Below are 25,622 nucleotides of genomic sequence, written 5' to 3' on the forward strand. Positions count from 1 at the left end.
CCCAGCCTCGACAGTTGCCCGCTGCAAGTCAAGGAACGGCGAAGAACCGATTGAAACAGTCTGCAACAAGGGCGGCGCCGGGCTCATCATTCAGGTGCAAATGATGGCCGCCGGGCAGCTGTTCACGGCTAAAGGGTAGACGCTCCAGCAATTCTGGATGTTGGGCCAGCATGCCATCCTCGGCGATCACCAGTTGGGTCGGGCAACTGATGCGCTGTACGAAGGCCATTGCCTGTTCTTCTGTCAGACGTAGCGGCGAAGCCAGGGTCAAACGGCTGTCGCTGCGCCAGGTATAGCCCCCAGGCACGGGCATGAGTCCGCGCTGGGCCAGCAACTCCGCAGCTTCGCGGCTGACGGCGACCAGGCCTTTCATTCGCGCTTCGATGGCGCGATCCAGCGTGCTGTAGACCGGTTTGCGTTTGTCTTGCAGATTCAGTTGAGCCTGTAGGGCCATACCCAGGCGTTCGGCGGCGTTTTCGCCTTTGGCGGTCGGAGGAATGACTCCGTCGATCAGCGCCAACTGCGTCACACGCTCAGGTAAAGCGCCAGCCAGCACCAGCGAAACAATCGCCCCCAGTGAGTGCCCGAGCAAGGCAAAGCGTTTCCAGCCAAGTTGCTCGGCGACTTGCAGCACGTCGTAAACGTAGTCCCACAGCGCGTAACCGGCACCCGGCGGTCGATGTCCGGAATGACCGTGCCCGGCCATATCCAGAGCAACGATGCGCAACCCCTTTAGCTTCGGCGCCAGGCGCGCGAAGCTGTTGGCGTTGTCCAGCCAGCCATGCAAGGCGATCACTGGCACACCGTCCTCGGGGCCAAACAGATGCGCTGCCAGCTCGATATGCGGCAGGCTCAGACGAACTTCTTCAACAGGAGTTTTCATGCGCAACTCCGCTCACTGCGGCCTTCCCAGCGACTGAACAGACTCTTGAGCAGCGTGGCGGTGTCCTGTGGGCGTTCAAGGGGGAACATATGCCCGCCGGGCATGGTCAGCGACTCGCCGTGAGGCAACCGCCCCACCGAGCTTGCGTGATGGCGCATCACCACACGGCTCTGGCTTCCGCGAACCACCGCCAGCGGCACTTTCAACTGCCGTGCGCGGCCGGGACTGGTATGCGGGACGCCACGGTAGATGCTGATTTCCGTCGCCGGATCGAAACTCAAGCGCAGACGATCACCGACCTTGTGCAGACCATGTTGCAGGTAAGCGTCGAAACATTCCGGATCAAAGCCGCGAAACAGGGTTTTACCGGCGAAGTAGTGCCGCGCGGACTCCATATCAGCGAATTCTTCCCGCCGTCCCAGGGTTCGCCCGGCCGGGGTCAGCCGGTCGATAAAACCGAAGCGCTTGGCTGCGCGTATCACCCACTGATCAGCGCGGGTCAGCACTGGAGAATCAAGCATCACTACGCCGCGATAGAGCTGCGGGCAACGCAAAGCCGCATGCAGATGCAGGACGCCACCGAAGGAATGCCCGACACCCCACACAGGCGCAGGCTGCTGCTCAAGGTGATGAATCAGCTCATCCACCAGATTCTGCCAGTTATCGTCCACCGGGAACCGTGGGTCATGGGCATGCTGCGGCAAATGCGCGACGTCATATTCCGGCGCCAGCGCAGCGAACAACTTGCCGTACGTGGCCGAAGGGAAACCATTGGCGTGAGCAAAAAACACCTGCTGCGACATACCCGCGCATCCATAAACGAAATCAGGTATTGATTGTCCGCAAGACACTGCTCAACAGCAATGACCGTAACTGCCAGGAATGGTGACACTCAGGCCAACGCTATGGGCTTTTCAGCGGGCTGGAGGTGTTTCACCCAGCGGCACCACGGCCATGGTCAGCCGGGAGACGCAGCTGGCCTTGCCTTCATCGCTGATCAGGCGGATGTCCCAGACATGAGTGGTGCGGCCGATATGAATCGCTCGCGCTACCGCTGTCACCCGTCCGCTGCGCAACCCGCGCAAGTGATTGGCGTTGATTTCAAGCCCCACGCAATAGAACTTGCTGGCATCGATACACAGGAAACTGGCCATGGAGCCGACCGTTTCGGCCAGCACCACCGAGGCGCCGCCATGCAGCAAGCCATAGGGCTGATGGGTGCGATGGTCGATGACCATGCTTGCAGTCAGGGACTCTTCATCAAAGGATTCGAAACGGATATCCAGTACTTCGCCAATGGTGTTTTTCTGGATCGCGTTCAGTTGTTCAATGTTGGGAGTGGTACGCCATAGACTCATTGCTACATCCTTTATGGGTTTTATATCGTGTCAATCCTGCCACAGCACCGCTTCGCAACGCTCGCTCCACTCCTGGAAGCGCGCGCCATAGGCAGTCTCGATCACGTTGCGTTTGATTTTCAAGGTTGGAGTCAGGAAACCGTTTTCCACCGCCCAACTGTCTTTTACCACCACCAACCGACGCAAGCGTTCGTGTTGATCGAGCACGCCATTGACCTCTTCAAGCAAGGCTTCCAGGCTGGAATGCAAACCACTGCGAGCCGCACTGGCAGCATCTTGAAGGCCGACCGCCGACAGCACACACAGCCCCAGCGGCGCGCTCAAACCGTCACCAACCACACACACCTGCTCGATTCGTGAATGCACCGCCAGACGGTTTTCGATCGGTGCCGGCGCAACATATTTGCCTTTGCTGGTCTTGAAGATTTCCTTGATCCGTCCGGTCAGCCGAAGATTGCCTTCGGCGTCCTCCTCGCCTTTGTCGCCGGTGCGCAGGAAACCATCTTCGGTGATGGTTTCAGCGGTTTTCTGCGGATCCTTGAAGTAACCGAGCATGGTCGCCCCGCTACGCACCAGCACTTCGCCCGACGGATCGATACGCACCTCGACTTCCGGACAAGGTCCACCGATCCAGCCTGGTTTGTGCGAGCCTCCACGACCGACGTGGGAATAGCCGCAATTCTCGGTCATGCCATAGACCTCCAGCACATCCAGACCGAGCCGTTGGTACCACTCAAGCAAGGTCTGTGGCACCGGCGCGGCACCGGACAAGGCAATGCGCAAGGCATCGAGCCCCAACCCGACAAGCACTTTGTGTCCTACCCACCGGCCAATGACCGGCAAGCCCAGCAGGAAATCCAGGCGTTTGGCGGGCATTTTGCTGTACACGCCCATCTGGAACCTGGTCCAGATCCGCGGCACACCGAACAGCGCGGTAGGCCGGGCGCGCTTCAGGTCAGTGAGGAAAGTGTCCAGGCTCTCGGCAAAAAATACCGTTTGCCCTGTGTAGATCGACGCCAGTTCGACAAACATTCGTTCGGCCACATGGCACAGCGGCAAGTACGACAGCAGTCGATCCGACGCCCCCAGACCAAACAGTTGCGTGCCGTGGGTGGTGGCGAAACCGAGATTACCGAAGCTATGCATCACACCCTTGGGCAGGCCGGTGGTACCAGAGGTGTAAATGATCGTCGCCAATTGCGAGGCCGTGGGCAACGGGTCGTCCTGAATGGGTGAACTGCGTTGCAAGTCGGCCCAGCTGAAATCGAACACCCCTGGCGGACATAGCGGCAGACTGACGGTCGGCATTCCGGGCTTGACCCCGGACGCCATGCCCGGCCAGTCATCCAGCTTGCCGATAAACACCAGCGCCGACTCTGAATGTTCGAGCACCTGGGACACCGAGTCGGCTGTCAGGTTGGGATACAGCGGGACGGACACATGTCCGGCCATCCAGATCGCCAGGTCGGCGACGATCCAGTGCGCGCAGTTTTTTGAAATGATTGCGACGTGACTGCCGGGCGGCAGCTCCCGTGCACGGAGCCAGTGAGCTGCACAGCGGGCCTGATGGCCGACGTCGGACCAGCTCAGGGTTTCGACCTCCCCGCCACCCAGTGGCTGAACCAGAAAACGCTGGCGGGGATGACGAGCTTCACGCTCGTAGAACACTTCCAGCGGCAAACGAAAAGTGCGAGACATACGCCCCCTCCCTTTTGTTTTATGTGGAGGCAAGCGTAGTCAACCAAGCAGTTGCTTGGTTGACTATTTCACAGAGAAGTCAGGGAGCAGAAGTCATGAACCTGTGGCGAGCGGGTCCGACTTTATGCTTACGGATGTTTGACACTCTTGAGAGTCATCAAACCCGCCAGCGGCCAGTCACCTTCGAGTTCGGCGAGGCCAGCGGTGCCCACCCGCTGCAGTTCGCGCCAGTGACCGTGTTGCAGATAGGCAATCAGGTTGCTGACGAGCGGGTTATGGCTGACCAGCAGCACGTTGTCCAACGAGTCGAGCTCATCCACCACCGCCGGCGGATCGTTGTCGGGAGTCAGCCACTTCACGGTGTGGACCTCAGGCTCGAAGCCCAGGGCTTCGCGCACCAATTGCGCGGTCTGCTGCGCCCGAGTGTAAGGGCTGGCGTAGATGGCGCTGATCGGTTGGCCGATCAGCTGCGCAGCGCTGCTCAGCACTTCCTTGCGGCCATTCTCGGTCAGGTTGCGCTCGGCATCGCTGCCGGCGTTGGGCTCGGCTTCACCGTGACGCAGCACCCAGAGTTTCATAGCTTCGGCTCCTCATCCCGTGCCGGATGCGGTGCAGGCGGTACGGCATGCGGCGCTTCGCCTTCGGGTGCGCGGGGGGTCGGCCAATCGGCGAACGGCCAGGGTTTCTGGTCACTGTGGAAACTGCCGAAGCGACCGATCTGCGCCAGGAACTGGCTCAGGCTGTCGCCGAAATTCATCAGGCTGGCACTCGGCGCACCGTAGATCAGCCGGTAAATGAGTTGCACCAGCACCACAGCGCCGAGGATGAATTGTGCCACTTGCCAGACCAGCACATACACCAGCATCCACATCACACGCAGCAAAATGGACTCGTATTTGGCTTCGTTCTTTGGATCGTTCATGTCTCGCTCCTTGTCGTGCTCAATTGAAACCACTGGTGGAGATAAAGTCGACATCGGTTTTCGGCTCGCCGCGCATCAACAACTCGATAATCTGGTTGAGCGTGCGCCCTTCGAACAAAATCGCATGCAACCCGGCGACCAACGGCATGTAGACCCCCAAATCCTGAGCCTTGACCTTGAGCACCTTGAGGGTGTTGACGCCCTCGGCGACTTCGCCCAAACGGGTCACGGCGTCCTCCAGGCTCAAGCCCTGGCCAAGGGCAAAGCCCACTTGATAATTGCGGCTCTTGGGTGACGAGCACGTGACAATCAAGTCGCCAACCCCGGCCAGGCCAAGAAAGGTCATGGGGTTTGCGCCCTGACTGACCGCGAAACGGGTCATCTCCGCCAATGCCCGAGTGATCAGCATACTCTTGGTGTTTTCACCCATGCCCAATGCTACGGCCATGCCGGCAATGATCGCGTAGACGTTTTTCAGTGCCCCGCCCAACTCCACACCAAATCGGTCGGCGCTGGCGTAAACGCGGAAAGTACGGCCATGCAGCGCCGCCTGGACGCGCTGGCAGAGTTCTTCGTCTTCACTGGCGACCACCGTAGCGGTCAATGCGTGCTCGGCCACTTCCCGGGCCAGGTTCGGCCCGGACAACACGCCGATTCGTGCTTGCGGAGCGATTTCTTCAAGAATCTCGCTCATCAACTTGAAGGTCTGTGCCTCAATGCCTTTGGTCAGGCTGACCAGCAGTTTGCCGCTCAGGCGCTCGGCATGGGGAGCCAACACCGAGCGCAACGCGCTGGATGGTAACGCCACGAAACACAAATCGCAGTCGGTCAGCGTCGCCAGCAGGTCAGTGACCGGCTCCACCGCAGGGTGAACCTTGATGCCCTTGAGGTAGCGCGGATTCTCGCGGTGCACCCGAATGGCCTCGGCCTGTTCGGGATCACGCATCCATTGGCGCACCTGGTGACCGTTCTCGGCCAGCAAATTGGCCACGGCGGTACCAAAACTTCCGCCTCCCAGGACCGCAATAGGGCGCTGTTCAGTCATATGCAATCCGTTAATCCATACCAGTGGCGATGCCCGCATTATACGGGGCAGCCTTCAGGCGGCCAGCCCCACAATCAATTACCGCTAGATACCGGGATCTGACTGTCTCGACCTATGAATGGCGGGGGTTATCGACTGGAAAACCCGCCCAGCTCGGTTAACATGCCCGCCTATTACCTGCTATCAAGGCTGTGCCGTGTACCTTGGCCCTTCCAATCCACCCTCATCACCGGTCCTGGCGCTGATGTTCAGCAACCCGCTGTTGGTCGACGATCTGCTTCTTGACAACCGGCCACTGCCGCAAGTGTTGACCGCTACACGCCTGAAACAGTCGCCAGCGGCAGTTCCCGGCAGTATGACGATAATCGACAGTGAGCTGATCAAGACCAGCGGCGCCCGGGTTATCAGCGAACTGTTGCGCCTGGTGCCCGGGATGATGGTCGGCAGTATCAGCGGCAATCAGGCCACGGTGAACTATCACGGTACCAACGCCAGCGCAGCGCGGCGCATGGAGAATTACACCGCTACACAAGCTCCACGCGGGATGCCGACGGAACGGGCTCTGGCCAATCAGGTCCTGGAGCAATGGAAAGGTGGCGCCAGGCAAACCCTGTGCGGCGATATCGACCAAAGCACCCGTGAATCACGCTACGATCTCGAACTGCAGGACACCCTAAGCCTGTCCGATAGCCTGCGGCTGGTCAGCGGGATGAACTATCGTTATGACAAGGCAGACTCCGAGACCTATTTCAATGGCACCCTCGACGACACCATCTGGCGCTTATTCGATCAGCTTGAGTGGAGAGCAAGCGAGCACTGGCTGCTCCAGGGCGGTGCCATGTTCGAAGACACCCGGTTGACTGGCAGTTCGCTGACTCCGCGGGTGGCGGTCAATTATCTGATCAACCCGCGCCACGGCCTGCGCGCCGTGTATTCAGAAGCCATCCGTTCGCCTGACATGTTCGAGAACAATATCAACTGGAGTTATCAGGTCACCAACCTGAACCCCAAAGCCTACGGACAATCCAGCGCCCAATACTTTGTCAAGACTCGCGGCCCGGGCGATCCCGAAAAAGAACGCATGCGTTCGCGAGAATTGGGCTACAACGGCTTTTTTGCCGATATCGGGCTGACCGTCGACATGAAGCTGTTCTACGACGAAATAACCGGAATGATCAGCGAACCGCTGCGTAACAACCAATACATCGCCAGCAACTCGAACGCCTCACGTTTCTCAGGCACCGAAACCCAGCTCGACTGGCGGATGAGCGCCACGTTCTCTACTTCAGCGCGGAGTTAGAGTTCTAGCATGGATGAACGTCCGTCACAGGAGACACCAGCCCCTGGCCATCTGCTCAGATCAGTGTGCCTGGCCTTTGTCTGCCTGTTCGCAAGCGTTACGGTCCGGGCCGCCGACATTTTGCTGACCGGTGCCGAAGATAGCCCCGGCGTGCAGTCCTTCACCCAAGCCTTGAGCCAACTGCGTCCCAAAGACACGGTGCACTTCAGTTCGCTGACTGAACTGCCTGCGCCGAGCAAACTGCCATCAGGCACACGACTGATCCTGCTCGACCTGCCGAGCCTGGACTGGCGCCTGCAAGACGCCCAGGGACCGGCCACATTGGTACTGCGCATCAGTCGGCTGCAAGCACGGCAACGTCTTGGCAACAGCTTGCCTGCCCGACTCAGTCTGCTGTGGAGCGACCCTCCACTGGACCGGCAACTGCGCCTGGCCCAGAGCATCCTGCCGCAAGCCCGGCGAGTTGGCGTGCTCTATCACAGCCACAGCGAATTTCTCTTGAAAGAACTGCGTCAGGCCGCACAACCGCTGGGGCTGGAAATCGTCGCCGAGCGATGGGACAACACCAGTGACAGCCGCCCGCTTCAGGCATTGCTGAAAGACAGCGACGTGCTACTGGGCCTCGACGATTACGACCTGTACAGCCCGAAAACCGCGAAAAATCTGCTACTCAGCAGTTATACCCGGCAACGGGCGCTGATCGGCCCCAATGCCGGCTTCGTCAAGGCCGGTAGCCTGGCCAGCACCTACAGCGATCAAAACGACTGGCTGGCCACTCTCGACACCCTGCTCGACCGCCCGACCGCCAGCTGGCCACGCGCACTGTATCCGCAACGATTCAAAGTATTGAGCAACCCGCAAGTGGCACGCTCACTGGGCATCGAACCGATTGACGAACAGTCTGTCGCGACCCGGTTGGCCGAAGGAGAAAGCCGCCCATGACCTTCCGTCGTCGTTGGGACATCAATACCCGCACCCAGATCATCAGCCTTGGCCCGGCCTTGCTGCTGACATTGCTGCTGATCAGCTTCTTTACCTTCGTGCGGATTCAGGATTTGCGCCAGGAGCTGAACCACACCGGACAACTGATCGCCAACCAACTGGCGCCGGCCACCGAATACGGGGTGATTTCCGGCAACAATGAGGTGCTCGAGAGCTTGTTGAAAGCCACCCTGACGATCTCACATGTGCGTTTTCTGGAAGTACAGGACAGCACCAACAACATACTGGTGTACGTCGAACAGCCCTCGGAAACTGTCAATCGATCGCAACAGGTCGAAGTATTCCAGGCGCCAGTACGCTTGCAACGGATCAAGCTCAACAATGATTTTTTTCAGGACGGCAGTTCACCGGCCATAGCACCTGCCGAGGACTATCTGGGTCGGGTGATCGTCGGTATGTCTAACGATGCCTTCAGTCAGCGCCAGCAGGGAATCCTGCTCAAGGCCGCAATCCTCGCGTTGTTTGCCTTGTTGTTCACCTTCCTGCTCGCCCGCCGCCTGGCCGCACGCCTGTCGCAGCCAATCAGCGCCATGGGTAACGCGGTCAAGGCCATTCAACAGGGCGACTACAGCACCCCGCTGCCGATCGTCGACGATGCCGAACTTGGCAGCCTGTCACGGCATATCAACAACCTCGCCGCCGGTCTCGAGCAAGCCAGCCGCGAACAGCATCAGGCGATGGCCCAACTGATCCAGACCCGCGAAGAAGCGGAAAAGGCCAACAACGCCAAATCCGACTTCCTGGCCATGATGAGCCACGAACTGCGCACGCCAATGAATGGCGTGCTGGGCATGCTGCAATTGCTCGAAACCACCGAGATGACAGAGGAACAGGTCGAATACGCGGCACTTGCCTCAGAGTCCACCGAACACCTGCTCAAGGTGATCAACGACATACTCGACTTCTCGCGCATCGAGCGTGCCGCGCTGGAACTGGAACATATCCCGTTCAACCTTGCCGATCTGATCACCAGTTCCGCCCAGGCATTCCAGCACAGTGCGGTGCAGCGCGGCCTGAGCCTTGAGCTGAGGATCCCGGCCGGCATGGAGTCGCTGCAGGTTCAGGGCGATCCGACGCGAATCCGGCAGATCCTGGTCAACCTGATCGGCAATGCGCTGAAATTCACCGAACAAGGCAGCGTGACAATTGAACCGCAATGGCAATCTCTGGACCATCAGGTGCTGTGGTTTACCTGCAGCGTGCGTGACAGCGGCATCGGTATCCCGGAGCAAAGCCTGGAGCTGATGTTCAATGCGTTTCAACAGGCCGACAGCACGATTTCCCGACGCTATGGCGGCACCGGGCTTGGTCTGCCGATCGCCCGTACACTCGCCGAGCGGATGGGCGGCACTCTGCGCGCCCGGAGCGAGGAGGGACGCGGCTCGGTCTTTACTCTGGAGATACCGTTGGCGCTGTATCAACAAAGCTTGCCGGCACTGACAACGCGGGTACCGTCAGGACATACCCATGGCGAGGGTCGCAATGTGTTGCTGGTCGAGGATAATCCGGTCAACCGGACGGTGATCGAGGCAATGCTGCGCAGTCTGGGCTTTACCGTCAGCGTCGCCACCGACGGCGCACAAGCCATTCGCAGCGCTGAGAGCCTGATATTCGAAGCCATTCTGATGGACTGCCGGCTCCCGCTTATCGACGGCTATGAAGCCACCCGCCAGATCCGCCAACTGCCGGGTTGCGCCGAGCTGCCGATCATCGCCCTGACAGCCAATGCCTTGCAGGGAGACCGTGAAGCCTGTCTTGACGCCGGAATGAATGATTATCTGGCCAAGCCGTTCAAACGTGCTGATTTGCAGCAAATTCTGCAACGCTGGGTGCACTAGGGTCTGTTGACGTTTGGTGACAACCGCGACAGCACCAAACGTCAACAGACCCTGGCACAGAGGTTTCGACGATCTGCGACTGGCGTGAAATGCGAAAGTGCGGCAGTCTTAGGCACCCAAACAGGCCCTGAAACGCGCCTGAATAAAATTTTCAGTGCACAAGTGTACATTCATACCCTTTGTGCTGTGACTTTCACTACAACGCAATAGTCTATGAGTAGGCTGTCGATTCGAGGCATGAACGCTTCGATCGGTCGGGAAGATTTGCCCCACCCTGCCGCATGGGACTATTGAGGAGCTCGCATGACCAAACAAAACGCCTTTACCCGGGAAGATCTGCTGCGCTGCAGTCGCGGTGAGCTGTTCGGCCCAGGTAACGCGCAACTGCCCGCCCCGAACATGCTGATGGTGGATCGCATCACCCATATCAGCGCAGAGGGCGGCAAGTACGGCAAAGGTGAATTGGTCGCCGAGCTGGATATCAATCCGGACCTGTGGTTCTTCGCCTGCCACTTCGAAGGTGACCCGGTGATGCCTGGCTGCCTGGGCCTGGATGCCATGTGGCAACTGGTCGGTTTCTTCCTGGGCTGGCAAGACCTGCCAGGCCGTGGTCGCGCGTTGGGTTCAGGAGAGGTAAAATTCTTTGGCCAGGTCTTGCCGACTGCCAAGAAAGTTACTTACAACATTCAGATCAAACGCGTCATGCGCGGCAAGCTGAACATGGCCATCGCCGATGGTTCTGTCACCGTCGACGGTCGCGAGATCTACACCGCCGAAGGCCTTCGGGTCGGCGTATTTACTTCCACTGACAACTTCTAAGGGTTATCCGCATGCGCCGCGTCGTTATCACTGGTCTGGGCATCGTTTCGTGCCTGGGCAATGACAAAGAGACCGTCTCCGCTAACCTGCGTGCAAGTCGCCCTGGCATCCGTTTCAATCCGGAATATGCCGAAATGGGTCTGCGTAGCCAGGTTTCCGGCTCCATTGACCTTAACCTCGAAGAGCTGATCGATCGCAAGATCTATCGCTTCGTCGGCCACGCAGCGGCTTACGCTTACCTGGCCATGAAAGATGCCATCGCCGACTCCGGCCTGACCGAGGAGCAAGTCTCCAACCCGCGTACCGGCCTGATCGCCGGTTCCGGCGGCGCGTCGACCCTCAACCAGATGGAAGCGCTGGACATCCTGCGCGAGAAAGGCGTCAAGCGTGTCGGCCCATACCGCGTTACGCGGACCATGAGCAGCACGGTTTCCGCTTGCCTGGCCACACCCTTCAAGATCAAGGGCCTGAACTACTCCATCGCTTCTGCCTGTGCCACCAGTGCTCACTGCATCGGTACTGCCATGGAACAGATCCAGATGGGCAAGCAGGACATCGTTTTTGCCGGCGGCGGTGAAGAAGAACATTGGAGCCAATCGTTCCTGTTCGACGCCATGGGCGCACTGTCCAGCCAGTACAACGACACCCCGGAAAAAGCTTCCCGTGCTTACGATGCCAAGCGTGACGGTTTCGTCATCGCTGGTGGTGGCGGCATGGTCGTGGTTGAAGAGCTGGAACATGCTCTGGCTCGCGGCGCGAAGATCTACGCGGAAATCGTCGGCTACGGCGCGACCTCCGACGGCTACGACATGGTCGCTCCAAGCGGCGAAGGCGCCATCCGCTGCATGCAGATGGCCATGTCCACCGTCGACGCACCGATCGACTACCTGAATACCCACGGCACTTCGACTCCGGTCGGCGACGTCGCGGAAATGAAAGGCGTACGTGAAGTCTTCGGCGACAAGGCTCCAGCCATCAGCTCCACCAAGAGCCTGTCCGGTCACTCTCTGGGCGCCGCTGGCGTTCACGAAGCGATCTACTGCATGCTGATGATGGAAGGCAACTTCATGGCGGGCTCCGCCAACATCGACGAACTGGATCCGGAAGTGGCTGACATGCCAATCCTGACCAAGACTCGCGAAGACGCCACCATCAATACCGTGATGAGCAACAGCTTCGGTTTCGGTGGCACCAACGCCACCTTGGTACTGAAGCGCTGGCAGGGTAAGTAAGCCCTCGCCGTCTCGCCACATAAAAACGCCCCGACTGGTTCGGGGCGTTTTTTATTGGGCGGGTTTTAGCTGTTACTTCAGACTTGACTTATTCCGGCTGCGACGGTCAGGTGCTTGCCAAGGTTTGGTGCACAACCTGGTGCGCTGAACGGAGAATGTGGCGGACGAATCTGTGGACAGAGCGAAAAAAGCTGTTGAGTACAGGAAAAATACGTCTGTGATGCGCAAAAGCGCTTTGAAAAAGTGCAATTCAAAGGGCTGCGTGATTTAAGCGAAGCCAAGATTTTATTTACACTCGGACCGCCGAATGTTGCACCCAAAACGGGGAAGGCATTAACTTTCGCCGGCTAATTCAGACCTTAAAGAATTGTCTCATCCTCCAATGCTATCGAAACGATTAAAAAAACCATAAACAACTCTGACGACAAAAAAGAACGTGACCGTCACTACAGCAAAAAACACCGAAACGAATAAGGTTATTCCATTGTAAAGCGCGTCTAATGCGACAGAAGCGAATACAATCATTGGCAAGGTTGCCACAAAAAAATACAACAACGTTTTTGAGTAAAAAGTCGCAGGAAGTAACGCAAACGTAAAAAGGGATGAGTGAATATAGTCCACCGGCAAATCACGCTGGGTAATGAAAGAGAAGGAGTTGAGTGCCAAAAGAAAAGTAACACTGGCAACCACCCCAATCACCAGCGCAAATAAATAAAGCCCAGTGTTAAACACGTTAACAAAAAATGGATGAAAATCAATCCTGTTTGAAATGAGACAGATGACAAACAATAAAAGCATAACCAAAAGGTAATAGACTTGACACCACCTTAACAGTATTAATACAAGCAAATTGATAGGCCGCACCAGCAAAGTATCAATTCTTCCTCGAGTTAGTTGCCGAAAGAAGCCTGTAATTGCCGAGCTAAAAAAATTTACAAGTAAGCTCCCCAACGCATATGACATGAAAAAAATCAGCAGCCAATTGGCATTTTTTTCTTCAGTGACAACAAATGAGCTTATGACCTCGAAAAAGACGAACTGCAGGCTGTAAAGCGTGAGGAGCGCCAAAACTCCGCCGAACAAGTTAGTCTTGTATCTCAGTTCTTCTTTTGCCGAGTTTTTAATCAGGTTGAATATGTGCATTTAACCTCCCGCTCCCGAATACTTGTTGCTGGCAAACTTAAACGTCACCTTACAGACCACTAGCATGATTGAAAACCAAACAATATAAAGGCATAAAAGCTCCAAACCCAACTCACTACTTGGACGCAATAAAAACTCTGCCGGCCCACTGATTATCAGGCGAAAGGGATTATATTGCATTAAAGGCTGGAGGTAGGCAGGCCAATATGCGATGGGTAAAAGGGTTCCACCAATTACGCTCGCCAGAACAACTTGAAAGCTGAGAGTCATATCAGGTCGAGTCAACCAAAATGTAGACAGCGACATCAAAAAGCCCAGCAAAAAACAAAAGAACAAATTTACCAAGCTCAATACAATGAACCCCAAGGGACCAGACCATCCCGAGCCCGAAAATATAACAAATATAGCGATAATCACAATGGGAATATAATAGAGAATACTTTCACCGAGAAAAAGAAAGAGATTGTATTTAAAATAGCTGATAGGCTTTATAAAAATACCTTCTAATTGTCCTTCATGCACATGGCCGGACACTCGAAGAATAAGATCGTAGGAGTTATTCAAGCGATTGAGCGCTAACACAGCAACATAATAGAGGTATGTTTCTTCCAGGCTGTATTGCGGCAGCGAATCAGTGTTCGCTCCCTCATAGACAAAACTCCAAATTGCAAATTGTATGAAAAAAGGTACACCTGTGGCGATTACAAGATCCGTAATCAACATTGACCTATCTCTATACACCGAGAGCAGACCCGTTTGCACAAGTTTAAAATAAGCTGCACTATTCACGAGTCACTCACCAGACCATGTTTTGAAAAGATTCACGACATTGCTCTCAAAGTCCAGAGGTGAGACCTCTAGATCATACACACCTCCCTGAAACATATCGAAAACTGAACCTAAATACACCTTGGGGATAAGGTAGGTCGTTTGATTTGACCCATCGTTGAGGATACTTATGTTTTGAAATTCTCTGACGGCCTTTTTGAACACTAGAAGGCCGGCCTCGCTCTGGGTTACATCCTGAGTACTGACGGTTAACTTTACGTTGGCTTTAAAATTTGCGCTTAATTCGCTCATCGAACCATCAAAACGTATTTTGCCTTTATCGATGATAATGGCATCATCACAGCAGGACTCAATATCTCCCAAATCATGACTTGTAAGAAATACGGAAAGGTTGTCTATCTTTCTTTTATAATTTAGGTACTTCCGTATCTCGTATTTGGATGTAACATCAAGCCCGACTGTGGGCTCATCCAAAAAAATTAGTTTTGGGGAATGTAAAAGATTCAATGTAAGCTCGCACTTCACGCGCTCACCTAAACTAAGATTACGTACCGGTTTATGAAGGACTTTGCTGAGATTCAACGCCTCAGTGAGTTCCGCGAGACGCTCACGGTAATCGCTATCTTTAACATTGTAAATTTTACTATACGTGTCGAAGCTTTTTATGACTGGCAGATCCCACCACAGCGATGTTTTATGACCAAACACAACACCTATTTTATTGAGAAAGCCTTTCTCACGAAGGCTTGGATCGTAGCCAAGAACCCTCACGGAGCCTGAGGAAGGCTTTTGTATTCCACACAAGATCTTTATTAAACTAGACTTACCTGCCCCATTAGGTCCAATAAACCCGACAGCGGCGCCTTTTTGAACAGCAAAATCTATCGAGTTAAGTGCCTGGAAAGTCTCATATTCTGGCTTTATTAATTGCTTGCACCACCCCCCAATACCTACTGTCTCCCTGGCCAAAAAATAATTTTTGTTGACTGACGTTACGCTAATCAAACTGTCCATAAGGGGCCTATAGTTTCTTAGTCAAGTATGGTGGCATACACTGCAGATACCATTGCGCATCAAGAAGTGGTTGTGGATATATTGTTACTCTGAGGGGTGACATCTTTAAACATTCCGTTTGCAATCTCATAAAAACGAGTTCCAATATTTTCAATAAATCTAATATCATGAGAAACAACTATCGCTGCTGGATTAAGACGCTGTATTTCGCTTTCCAGCATTTCTTGAGAGCTTATATCCAAATGATTGGTCGGCTCATCTAAAATCAAAAAGTTCGGATTACTTAAGCGCAGTGTCAACATGGCAAGGCGTGCGCGCTCACCGTAGCTAAGCTGCCCAATTTTCTTTTGAGACTCCTGGTAAGAAAAGCCTGAAGAGGCGAGCCTATTAATAGCTTTCTGTTGGTCGAGCTCAAAATTCTCAGTAACAAACTCTAAAATTCTAGCCTCCAGCGGTAATGAAGAAAATTCTTGATCAAGAACACCTATTTTTACAGAAGGGCCAAGTTTGATACTGAGGTTTGTGTTGGAAAAAATTGTTTTGAGCAAAGTACTTTTACCACAACTATTCGCTCCAGAAATAACCAATCGATCACCTCTGTTTACTATCAATGAATTGATAGTAAACAATAAGGCACCCTCAGCTGAATGCAACTTCAATCCGTCGATGTGTATAAGTTTTTTAGCGTTGAATTCTTCAATTTCCAAGGTGATTTCTTTTTTAAGTGACATGTGTTTCTCTGGCACCGCAGCCTCGAGACTTTTAATTCGCCTCTCCATTTGCTTAGCCTTTTGCAACGCCCTATCACTATAGTTATTCACCCCTAACTGACGTTGGAACTGCGCGCTTTTTTTCAATCTGTGAATTTCATTTATGGCTTCAATTCGGGAGTTTGAAGCGGCCTGTTTTTGTTCTAGAAGTAACTTTCTAGCCTGTGTAAATGAGACACTAAAATGAGAAAAGCATCTATCATGGAGAAACAACGTACTTTGGGTTACCGAGTCTAAAAAATCCCGATTGTGACTGATCACCGCAAATGCAGGTATGACATGACTGTCTCTAAGTAGACAAATGATGTTTGCGATATGAGTCTGGTCCAAATGATTTGTGGGTTCGTCTAGTAACAGTAAATCAGGCTCTAGAAGAACCGCCCTGGCAATCATCAGCACTTTTTTCCAGCCACCGCTCAGCTGACTGACAAGCAGAGGCCGAAAGGGCTTTGGAAAGTTGAACAACTCAAAGATATATTCCGCTTTCCATTTGTCAGTAACAGGGTCAGATAAGCAGTTCTCCAAAATTTCAAAGGCCGTTGATTCATTCCACTGATCGGGAAAGCCCTGCTCTACATACTGACAACGCAGACCTCTTGAGTGGGTAATATTGCCTTCATGATCATCCAACTGCTTTGCAATACACCGAAGCAATGAGCTTTTTCCTGATCCGTTATCGCCAACAATACCTAAGCTATCGCCACTATTGATGGACAAATTAAGATTCGAAAAAAGCGATTTTCCATTAAAGGACAACGATAGGTTTTCTAGCTTAACCAGTGACATAACTAATTTACTTCCCACTCTCGCACGAGGCTTTTACGTTTATACGATTTTTGCTCGGGCATTGTTTCAAGCTCCTGATGCAACAGTGTAATAGAGTAACCAAACAAGTGAGATAACCGATCTCTTAAATGTTGCAATATTTCCGCCATACTTTTATAGGGCATACCAACATAGTACGTGATCAACTCAATTGTTTCCGCGTCTTTTTGTATTAAACGGAACTTTTCTAATGTCTTGTCTGGTGTAATTAAGATATCGTCGACAGCAGCAAGAATAGACGCACTTGGGACAAGTTTATGTTCGCGAGTACGGAAAGCATCATCTCGTCTACCGTTAATCTCATCGAGTGATGTACAGGCGCTGCCACATTCGCAACTTCCTTGAAGCACGGTTTTTCTGGCGATATCACCATGATCAAATCTTATCAACGGCATGAACTCATTATTGAGATCCGTACAAATGACAGTACCAAAATCTTGCTCATCGGCATTTACAATCTCGAGGTACACACCATCTTCAATGACATGGTAATGACCATGGGCGCATTGTATTGCAATGAGCCCTATTTCTTCAGAGCTGTATTCGTCGAATATAGGAATGCCTAAAGCCTTCGAATAATACGACCGTTCAAGCTGCGTGCTGGATTCAGAGTTGGTTAAAATCGCCTCAACGCCACTCAGTTTTAATTCTGTCTTATGCTGAAGTATTAGTGGGAGATAACTGGGTAATATTATGAGCAGTCTGGGGCGCAGAAAAAGCAGATGTTCGCCCAGCGGTGTGTCCGGGAGTAAATCGGGTAATTGAAAGGTTCTATAATCTCCATGAAGTGACGAAAACGCCAACCCTGAGTGATGAAGTACATAAATCCAGTCGTTTTTTTGCAAGGGGGTTTTCAAGCATGAATTATAAAAACGCATCACCTGAACATGGTCCAGAATTATATCGTCGTCATCGCTGTAAACTGTAAACGGCTTTCCGCTTGAACCGGATGTACGTGATGTATGAGCTTGCTCAAGACGCTCCGGAGCGTTCACTCTGTGGTTTGCGTCAAAACTGTTGAGAAGGGTTTTGTTTATTATGGGGAGTTGCTCAAAGTCCGAGAAGCTTGAGATACCTCCAACTTCGTAACCTGCAGCCCCATAAAGCTCACGGTAAAAAGGAACGTTTCTGTACGCATTATCGACTAGTTTTTTTATTTTCAACAACTGGAATTTTTTTATTTCCATTTCTGACTTGCATAAAAACCCGCTCATCAACTCCGATTTTTTTGACCAAAACTCCAAGGCTTTGCCTTGCAATTTATAACTATCTGTTCGAGGCCTTAACGCTTGTGCTGCCAGTTGCTTTATCAGTGCTATGTTGCCGTCTTCTAGTTGTGAACTATAGATTTTTCCCAAGATTTCAAAATTACTCATTGAAAAGCCTATCTGTATTTAGATTGCGATGATCTATTGCTTGCGACAGTTGACCATATTGAACCAATCGACTGTCGAAACACTTAAAAAGCTCTCGCTTCTGTTTTTAGATGTATCGGAGGATCAGCGCCATCATTGGAGTTAACGTATTCTTTGTAGCTAGCGCGATGTTTCTGGCATGGTATTTTTTCTCAACTTTCCATACGAAAAATTCGAGGAGACATAACTGATCGCTGTAAGGACTCAGAGTCAATAAAGACTGGCCGGTAGCGACTGCTCTCCAGATTTTCTTTCATTTCACTTACTGACAATTTATGAGTGTTAGCGTGCCCGACCAACCACACCCAATCTTGTTCATCGACCTCAAAATAGGTAACATGCTCAAAAACCTCGTTCATTCGCTTCCAGGATTTTTTAAGCGTTTCACATCGCCATAAACATGAGTTTCCTGCTTGCGTAATAAAAGCCCCGGTTGGCGTTAACAAATGTCTTATTTGTGTCCAAAATTCAACTTCATATAGCGCTTGTGTATTAATACCTTCATCGGGTATATCCATTACCACCAGATCGTAGGTGTTGCCTGCATTGATTTCTGACTGAATAAAGCGGTATCCGTCATCAATGATGATCCGGATCGATTCCGTACCCGCGAGATAAAGCTCGACATCTTCCGGCGTATACCCGTAAGGAAGATACTTACTGCAGGCTTTCAGGCAGTCCTCATCGATATCAACATGGATGATCTGTTCGACGCCGGCTTGTTGCAGAATATCAATAGCAACCCCTTCAGAGGAACCTATGACCAGCGCTTTTTTCGGCAATGTCGCCATGCTGAGTAATGCGGGCATTACTTGCCCTTCGTGGTAAGCCAGTTGGCTCAACTCCGAGCTTTGTCTCTCGTTATCACAGAACAGAGTAGCGCCATGGGCAGTATTAACAATTTTCAATGTTTGGTATGCTGTTTTCTGTTCGAAAATGGTTTCATAAATTTCCCATACACGAGATACTCCCTTTGAAATCGGCTCGATATGTAACATAGGTTCGATATTGCTGTTCATGTTATATACTCTCCTCATCTGGCGATGACTCCATAGTGTTCGATAATTTATTTCAACCACGAAACTTATTTAGGACGACTGCGCATTCAGGTGTCTTGGAATAACTCTTATATTGAATTCTTTCGCATTCAGGAATTCACAAATGTATCGAAACGCGCGATCAGGATCACATTGCTCACCGCAGGTGAAGATGTCGAGAAATAGAGACCCGCGCTCAGGATAGGAGTGAAATGAGGCGTGGGACTCTTCAAGGAGCAATAGAACGGTTACGCCTTGAGGAATAAACTTCTTTCTGATTTGCCCACAAACGGTTGCTCCCGATTTTTTCACAGCGGTATTGAGTATTTCGGTTAGACGCTCTATATCATCCAGTTGGGAGGGTTCTAGGTTGTGTAACTCACCGAGTAAATGTTTTCCAATGATAGTGTCAGCTTTTTTCATCTATAACCTCTAGAAAGATTGATGGCGAAAGCAAATTTACGGACAGCAGGTATATAAATAAAGTCAAAAAAAGATAAAAAATATTTCAGCCATATTTTGATACTAAGAATTCCTGCTCTCTGATTAAACTCGGGGTGAATGTACTCAGTGCAGCGACGATAGCGTGCTAGTTATAATGCTGATTAATTGTAGACTCTGAAGTGCCCGCAAAAAAACGAGATGCGTTGTTACCGTAAGTGAACGTTATGATAAGCAGCCCAGATATCACTAATAATCGGGAGCAGGTGCACGCACCTTGTCTTTTAGAAATGAGCGCACCTATGTACACGACTCATGGCTTTATCTCCTCAAGCGCAAACTCACGGACCAACGCCGCTGCCCGAGCAAATATTTTATTGACGGCGTTCTGTTCTTGGGCCGCCAAGTGCGAGGTGACAATCAAACTCTGGGGGGGTAGAGAAAGTAGGCCATGTGGATCATCATGTTGCCCTTTATTATCTACCCATTCATTGTAATAGCCATCAATAAAACAGAACGCCGCTTTGTTGCTCTGGAGATAGTCTTTAAGTGCCGCCGGACAAATTATTTTCGAACTGGACATATTGAAAATCGATAGCGTTGGCGACGCGCTCTTTAGCACAGCCCCGTTAATAAGGTGCCTGGTTTCAGGGCATCCAGTCACATGAATGCATAGCACATCAGCCGTTTTAACAATATCCTTCAGAGAACTGTATCGTAAACCCAGTGACGCCTCCAGATCGACTTTCCGGCTTCTAGACCAGTAATGCATGCTTCTACACCCTCGCATGTGAAGATTGCGAGCCATTTCACTACCAATGGCGCCCATTCCAACAAAACCTATATTCAGGTTCGACAATGAAGGCCTAGGTGTTTGAATCCAGCGGGTACCCTCTTTGACACACTCGACACTTTCAAATACTTTTGCTAAACAGCCAGTGATCATGGCCAGCGTAAACTCTGTCACTGCCTGACAATTCATGTTTGGCGTATTGACTAATCGAATGCCTTTTTTTGTCGCATGCTCTATGTCCACGAAGCTGGCGATACCGGTTCCCATCACTATTAAGTTCTCTAGCCGAGCGGCGGCGTCAATCAGGCCAGCAGATAAAAACTCCGGCCCACCCAGAATATAGTCTTGCACGCCAGGTAAGATGTCTAGAATTTGCTGCTCATCAACTGGACATCGAATATGAACGAGTTCGAAGCCGCTTGGAAATTCGTTTTCCCCAATATCAAAATCCCCTGTAACCAGAACCTTTCTCATTCTAGAATCTCCGCTAAACACTCTTTTTTTGAAGCCTTGAACGCCTCAAGATCTGTTAACGCTTGTTTTAAACGCGAAATCGAAAAACCGAATTGCGCATCCGATTTCATGAGAGCAATCCTGATACGGTTATGCCCAGAGACATGATGGCTGTTCCAGTAAAAGTATCTACCTGGCAAGACAGCCACATCATACTTGGCAAGATAATCAGTCAGTTCGAGATCAGAAAGACCCGTTCTCTCGATGTTGAGCCACATGACCGTCATTGTGGAGTCTGGCGCCACCGTCTCAATTGTGACCAAGGAGTTTGCGAGCTCTGACTGTGCGATCTCAATATTTTTAATGACGATTGAATGCATGTAAGAAAGCCCACCATTTTTCAGGGTCGCATCAATAAATGCGATGATCACTCTCAATGAAAAATTTGAGCAACACAGGTACACTTCCTCATAAATATTCCGGATATCACGAGCCAAATCTGCACTATATGAAAGTAGGCTGGCCTTGGTATCCAACGTCGGCCATTGCTTGCCCGTATCTTCCAGAATGACAAATGACAAGCCTTTATCATTAAGAATTGCGTACTCGTCTATGCTAGTCTGGTGGCAGAACCGGAAAGAGGTGTCGAGTATCAAGACCACATCGCGCCGATAGCACATATCAATAATATTCGACATCACGACAGCATCAATAACAAACCCCGTTGGATTATTGGGATTAACCATGAACAAGGCGTCGAGCTGCTTATCCTGGACAAACTCTTCCAGTAAAACCAGATCGGTAAATACAACTTCAGGAATGGCCTCGAGCGCTACTTCCCTACGCCGCAACAATTGAGCAAGGTTATCAAATGTCGGTTCAACGAGCCCGACCTTGTAGTTCATTGACCGCGCCCACGCACCGACGATATCTATGCTATTGGACGCGGTGGGACAAACCGAAAAATACTCGTGTCTCCTCAAACCGTCCAGGGCGAAGTATTCTGCAAATTTATTTTTGAAAAGCTTCTCCATTTCCGGGATGGGAATTTCGACTGCGGAATCCCACAATTCAGGTAACTCCAACAATACAGAATTAAAATGCGTCTTCGCCGAAATATAACTATGGCCATCCGCAAGATTGTATTGGGCAGACAAGCCAAAGACTTCAAGCTCGGTCAAATTATTATTCTTGTGATCAGGTAGAGTTTTCATTTAAGATTATAGCTCCGCTCGACGGCTTATATTTGGGCTATGCAACGCTCTTCTTATCAAATCATTATTCGACGGATTGAACACAAACATATAAGGATTAGATATACATAAAAAGAGATTACTGAAAAAATATTTTCAATTGCTGAACGAATTGTTGAACGCATTCACTCCAAACATTACCCATGGGTTTTTTCCATGCCGTTTGAATTGCTCGAAATCATCGAGGGAAAAAATGCCGTTAAAACAGTCGATGTGACTCAGGGACGTTAAGATTTCATTATAGTTTTTCGTAGGAGCGTCAGGAAACGCCAGTTTACGGCGCTGCGCTATTTCAGGAGGTAGCACGCTGGTAAAGGCTTGTCTCAAAGGCGCTTTTTCAACCCCGTCAATTATTTTTTCTTTTGCCGATAAACTTATGGCAAGACTTGTGACGCTTCTGTCCAAGAAGGGAAGGCGTACTTCGACGGATGAAGCCATGGACAGTCGATCTTCATGGCAGAGCATAGCTCGGAGGTGATTTTTTATTGAAAATTGTGTAAGTACTTCTAATGGATCTTCATCCGTCGTGTCAGGTAGGTGCTCCTCAATGAGCGTTTTTATTTCTGAATGGGTAAGGATCAGACCCAGTCCCGCCTTAATGGCTTTCTCGAAATAATATTCCTGCCATTGATGATTAAGTATCGCGTCGCATTGAGTAGGAAAATCGTAGTGCTGGTTGTAGCCACACCAAAACTCATCTGCCGCCTGACCGTTTAGTGCAACACGCAGCCCCTTTTCTGACACCGTTTTGTAGAGTAAATACTGAGAGATATAAACCTGATCTAAAAGGGGCTCTTCCAAAGAGTAGGTAACTTTAGACAGCAGATTTTTCCCATCATCTTGAGAGACGCAAACTGGCTGTAATGTTGTATTTTTTAGGGTGCTTACCAGTTTTTTTGCACTGGAAAAATCCTCGCTCTCAGTTCCTTGATAATAGGCTGTGAATGCTTTGATGTTGACAGTCTGTTTATCAAGCAGGGTTGTGATTATACTGCTGTCCAATCCACCCGATAAAATCACAGCAGACGGAAATCTAACAGGGATCTGGCTTTTAACCGCGCAAGACAATGCGTTTACAAGGCCCTCGTTGGTATAACAGACCTGAGCAGTGGAATTTATTTTTAAATATTCGACTACTTTCCCGTTCGAATCTACGGCATAAATCATACCGGGCTCAGAATGATGGACATTTTCAAAGTAAGTTTCATCGCGAGGAGCATAAAAACCGAAGATAAAATCTTGCCACACGCGTTTGATATTCGTGTTCAAACAGACACCGGGGATGTGCGAGAGTGCTTTGGACTCCGAACTGATGGCTACCATTCCGCTACTCGTCTGCGTCCAGACCAGTTGCTTTTCTCCATACGGGTCGCGCCCAAATAACAGAACATTCTGTTTGCTGTCGAAAATTACGAATGCATAGCAACCTGTTATTTTACTCAGATAGCTCAGACCAAAATGATATATCGCCTTGATCAGCACCTCACTATCAGAAGTGGTCGCCAGGGTCGCACCCCTTAAAATTAAATCCCGCTTTATCTCTGCTATATTATATACTTCCCCATTATAGGTCATCCTCAAATGCTCAAACTTAATAGGTTGTTGGCTTTTTTGAGGCGTATCAGCAATCGCTAACAGTGTGTGCCCAAGGGCGATTTTTTTATCGTCCGAAATGTAGCTACTATTAAAGTCCGGTCCTCGATGATTTAGCTCTGCAATTGCTTTTTCGATGTAATCGAGTTGTATGTCGGCAGCTGGAGAGTACACAGCGAATATTCCACACATTAGTGTTTTCTCTTTTTAGGGTTTCTCTAGGAGTTGTGCGTATGTAGAATCGTGTTGTGCTCGTCTAGAGACAAGAGTGAAACGAAGTGTCGTTATTCTTCGAATAAAATCAAGATCTCACGACATATCCTGCTGCCTTGCAATATTGTGATTACGTCTAAATATATTAACCGGGTCATATTTCTTCTTTGTCGTGAATAACTTACCTTCATCACTTACAAAAACCAACTTACTATTTTTTTCTTCGCCAGATGTATAGTTCGAATATGAAGAATATCCCCTCCCATATATTATGGAGTCTGCTGCTTCTTTAACCCACCCTATGTACATAGAGTCGTCACTTAAAGACGTCCATCGGGCAGAAAATAGAATGCCATACTCTTTATCCACCAGCGGAAATGCCGACTCTCCGGGTCGTTGCTGCCTCCGAGACGGATTAAAATGCTCGATAGTTATACTGCAACTTGAACCTGGCATCTTCGCCCCCCATACCAATAGCAAATGCGATATATCTGCCCCCATGACTTCAGGACATACTGACTTCCAGTACCCTCTCATCGGCGGTAAAAATCGTTCGTCAGACCAAGACTGCCATGACACATAATCATCCGTCATAAACGCATGCTTTATATTTGGACCCAAATGCTCCTCTAACTTTTTTATTTCCAGGAGATCGGCTGAACCACTTAGACAAAAATCAATGGAAAGCCTACGCCCTCCCTTGACTCCCGACTGCTGTAGCACGGGAGCAACAACCAAATTTGGCGGACAATGTTTATCTAGATAAACAATTAGCTTATTAAAAACATCTTTGATATTGCTATCAAACACCTCTATTGTTCCGCAATAGACAGAGGGCAGCCTCGATAAGCTATACCGAAATTCAAGCACTACACCAAAATTCCCTCCCCCACCCCGGAGTGCCCACAACAAATCTTCATGGCCCGGATCTTCAGCTCTGACGATAGCCCCCGTAGCCAAAAGTACATCCGCACCCACTAAGCTTTCACAAGTAAATCCGAGCGTGCCCAGAAGCCATCCAATCCCTCCCCCTAAGGTCAATCCAGCAATTCCTGTATCACTCACCGTGCCGGTAGGTATTACAAATCCTCTATTGCAAAGTGCATGATCCACATCACTTAAACGAGCACCTGGAAATACACTTGCAATACCTTTTGCCTCATCAACCACGACATCTCTGTAAGGTGAAAAATCAAGAAGTATTCCTCCTTGTGTAGTACCAAACCCTGCAATATGATGTCCGCCGCCCCTGATCGCGAGTTCAATATTATTGAATCCCACAAAACTAACAAGCTCTCTCAACGCCGAACGGTTCATGGTTCGAACGATCATCAGTGGATAGAGGTCATGCATTCGATTATAGACCTGCCTCGCCTCTTCATAGGCACAGTCGCCAGGAAATAGAATACTGACATCCTTGTACTTTCTCAAAAGAGACTTTCCAAAGTCACAGTTATTCATCGATACGAGGCCACGCACTAAACTTCCAAAACCCGCATGAACTACTCATCATGTAACTCCTATGCAACCAAATTATGCCTACCCCTTGAATCCTAGTAATCCGATACATCGATGTAAAGCTCATCGAGCCCTGTACTGTCCATCTAAATATTTCCAGCCATACTGCCACCATCCAATAGTGACGTCATTAGTTCCTTGTAGCTGTAGGATTTCCGCCCTAGGCCAATCATCCATACCCCGCATCAAGCTATTTATTATTTCATCACTTTTCGCGCACAACCAATTTTGCCTTTATGCATAACATAGAGCGTTAGATTACTTTCAA

Annotated in this window: 22 protein-coding genes and 1 pseudogene; 5 read left to right on the forward strand and 18 right to left on the reverse strand. The window is 50.6% G+C overall.

Features of this window, described 5'->3' with window-relative positions; all coding sequences use genetic code 11:
- Positions 1 to 28 precede the first annotated feature (28 nt).
- The 7 genes from AC07VR_RS05595 to AC07VR_RS05625 form a co-directional block, all read right to left on the reverse strand.
- The gene (locus tag AC07VR_RS05595) at positions 29 to 883 is read right to left on the reverse strand and encodes an alpha/beta hydrolase (RefSeq protein WP_495010661.1); all 855 of its coding nucleotides are present in this window, start codon (positions 881 to 883) and stop codon (positions 29 to 31) included.
- Entirely contained in the window at positions 880 to 1,686 is an 807-nt protein-coding gene (locus tag AC07VR_RS05600; protein WP_495010662.1) for an alpha/beta fold hydrolase, read from the reverse strand. The genes AC07VR_RS05595 and AC07VR_RS05600 overlap by 4 nt, the downstream gene beginning before the upstream one ends.
- A 111-nt stretch (positions 1,687 to 1,797) precedes the next feature.
- Positions 1,798 to 2,241: a hotdog fold thioesterase gene (locus AC07VR_RS05605; protein WP_495010663.1), complete on the reverse strand. Its 444-nt coding sequence runs from the start codon at positions 2,239 to 2,241 to the stop codon at positions 1,798 to 1,800.
- Positions 2,242 to 2,271: 30 nt separating this feature from the next.
- Positions 2,272 to 3,939, reverse strand: a complete 1,668-nt coding sequence (locus AC07VR_RS05610; protein WP_495010664.1) for an AMP-binding protein — start codon at positions 3,937 to 3,939, stop codon at positions 2,272 to 2,274.
- A gap of 128 nt (positions 3,940 to 4,067) precedes the next feature.
- On the reverse strand, positions 4,068 to 4,517 hold the full coding sequence (gene sixA / locus AC07VR_RS05615) for a phosphohistidine phosphatase SixA (RefSeq protein WP_494993889.1): 450 nt from the start codon (positions 4,515 to 4,517) through the stop codon (positions 4,068 to 4,070).
- Entirely contained in the window at positions 4,514 to 4,861 is a 348-nt protein-coding gene (locus tag AC07VR_RS05620; RefSeq protein WP_494993890.1) for a DUF4389 domain-containing protein, read from the reverse strand. Before AC07VR_RS05620 ends, sixA begins: the two co-directional genes overlap by 4 nt.
- A gap of 19 nt (positions 4,862 to 4,880) precedes the next feature.
- Positions 4,881 to 5,906 (reverse strand): NAD(P)H-dependent glycerol-3-phosphate dehydrogenase, encoded by a 1,026-nt coding sequence (locus AC07VR_RS05625; RefSeq protein WP_495010665.1) that lies wholly within the window; start codon positions 5,904 to 5,906, stop codon positions 4,881 to 4,883.
- 196 nt (positions 5,907 to 6,102) lie between these two features.
- Here AC07VR_RS05625 and AC07VR_RS05630 point away from each other — a divergent pair.
- The 5 genes and pseudogenes from AC07VR_RS05630 to fabB form a co-directional block, all read left to right on the forward strand.
- Positions 6,103 to 7,179: pseudogene (locus tag AC07VR_RS05630) on the forward strand (TonB-dependent receptor domain-containing protein); the annotation flags it as partial.
- A 36-nt stretch (positions 7,180 to 7,215) separates the two neighbouring features.
- Entirely contained in the window at positions 7,216 to 8,148 is a 933-nt protein-coding gene (locus AC07VR_RS05635; RefSeq protein ID WP_495010666.1) for an ABC transporter substrate-binding protein, read from the forward strand.
- A complete protein-coding gene (locus tag AC07VR_RS05640; protein ID WP_494993893.1) occupies positions 8,145 to 10,046 on the forward strand; it encodes an ATP-binding protein in 1,902 nt (633 codons plus the stop codon). The genes AC07VR_RS05635 and AC07VR_RS05640 overlap by 4 nt, the downstream gene beginning before the upstream one ends.
- A 303-nt stretch (positions 10,047 to 10,349) precedes the next feature.
- Complete coding sequence (gene fabA, locus AC07VR_RS05645) at positions 10,350 to 10,865, forward strand: 3-hydroxyacyl-[acyl-carrier-protein] dehydratase FabA (protein WP_494993894.1); 516 nt, start codon at positions 10,350 to 10,352, stop codon at positions 10,863 to 10,865.
- Between the two features lie 11 nt (positions 10,866 to 10,876).
- Entirely contained in the window at positions 10,877 to 12,097 is a 1,221-nt protein-coding gene (gene fabB / locus AC07VR_RS05650) for a beta-ketoacyl-ACP synthase I (RefSeq protein ID WP_495010667.1), read from the forward strand.
- A gap of 372 nt (positions 12,098 to 12,469) precedes the next feature.
- Here the strand turns inward: fabB and AC07VR_RS05655 are convergent, their stop codons facing one another.
- The 11 genes from AC07VR_RS05655 to AC07VR_RS05705 all read right to left on the reverse strand — a co-directional run bounded on the left by AC07VR_RS05655 (position 12,470) and on the right by AC07VR_RS05705 (position 25,297).
- Positions 12,470 to 13,240, reverse strand: a complete 771-nt coding sequence (locus AC07VR_RS05655) for an ABC-2 family transporter protein (protein ID WP_495010668.1) — start codon at positions 13,238 to 13,240, stop codon at positions 12,470 to 12,472.
- Positions 13,241 to 13,963, reverse strand: coding sequence for an ABC-2 family transporter protein (locus tag AC07VR_RS05660; RefSeq protein WP_495010669.1), 723 nt, complete (start codon positions 13,961 to 13,963; stop codon positions 13,241 to 13,243).
- A 69-nt stretch (positions 13,964 to 14,032) separates the two neighbouring features.
- Positions 14,033 to 15,043, reverse strand: a complete 1,011-nt coding sequence (locus AC07VR_RS05665; RefSeq protein ID WP_495010670.1) for an ABC transporter ATP-binding protein — start codon at positions 15,041 to 15,043, stop codon at positions 14,033 to 14,035.
- A 59-nt stretch (positions 15,044 to 15,102) separates the two neighbouring features.
- Complete coding sequence (locus AC07VR_RS05670) at positions 15,103 to 16,599, reverse strand: ATP-binding cassette domain-containing protein (protein ID WP_495010671.1); 1,497 nt, start codon at positions 16,597 to 16,599, stop codon at positions 15,103 to 15,105.
- 2 nt (positions 16,600 to 16,601) lie between these two features.
- Positions 16,602 to 18,014 carry a phenylacetate--CoA ligase family protein gene (locus tag AC07VR_RS05675; protein ID WP_495010672.1) on the reverse strand — a complete coding sequence of 471 codons (1,413 nt, stop codon included), beginning with the start codon at positions 18,012 to 18,014 and terminating at the stop codon, positions 16,602 to 16,604.
- 191 nt (positions 18,015 to 18,205) lie between these two features.
- Positions 18,206 to 19,072, reverse strand: a complete 867-nt coding sequence (locus AC07VR_RS05680; RefSeq protein WP_495010673.1) for a spermidine synthase — start codon at positions 19,070 to 19,072, stop codon at positions 18,206 to 18,208.
- 69 nt (positions 19,073 to 19,141) lie between these two features.
- Entirely contained in the window at positions 19,142 to 19,513 is a 372-nt protein-coding gene (gene speD / locus AC07VR_RS05685) for an adenosylmethionine decarboxylase (RefSeq protein ID WP_495010674.1), read from the reverse strand.
- Between the two features lie 331 nt (positions 19,514 to 19,844).
- Entirely contained in the window at positions 19,845 to 20,798 is a 954-nt protein-coding gene (locus AC07VR_RS05690; protein WP_495010675.1) for a 2-hydroxyacid dehydrogenase, read from the reverse strand.
- A complete protein-coding gene (locus AC07VR_RS05695) occupies positions 20,795 to 21,991 on the reverse strand; it encodes an aminotransferase class I/II-fold pyridoxal phosphate-dependent enzyme (RefSeq protein ID WP_495010676.1) in 1,197 nt (398 codons plus the stop codon). Before AC07VR_RS05695 ends, AC07VR_RS05690 begins: the two co-directional genes overlap by 4 nt.
- Before the next feature lie 135 nt (positions 21,992 to 22,126).
- Positions 22,127 to 23,815 (reverse strand): asparagine synthase (glutamine-hydrolyzing), encoded by a 1,689-nt coding sequence (gene asnB, locus AC07VR_RS05700; RefSeq protein WP_495010677.1) that lies wholly within the window; start codon positions 23,813 to 23,815, stop codon positions 22,127 to 22,129.
- Between the two features lie 117 nt (positions 23,816 to 23,932).
- A complete protein-coding gene (locus tag AC07VR_RS05705) occupies positions 23,933 to 25,297 on the reverse strand; it encodes an FAD-binding oxidoreductase (protein ID WP_495010678.1) in 1,365 nt (454 codons plus the stop codon).
- Positions 25,298 to 25,622: the final 325 nt, after the last annotated feature.

This window comes from Pseudomonas sp. GW821-FHT02H09 (assembly GCF_059421425.1).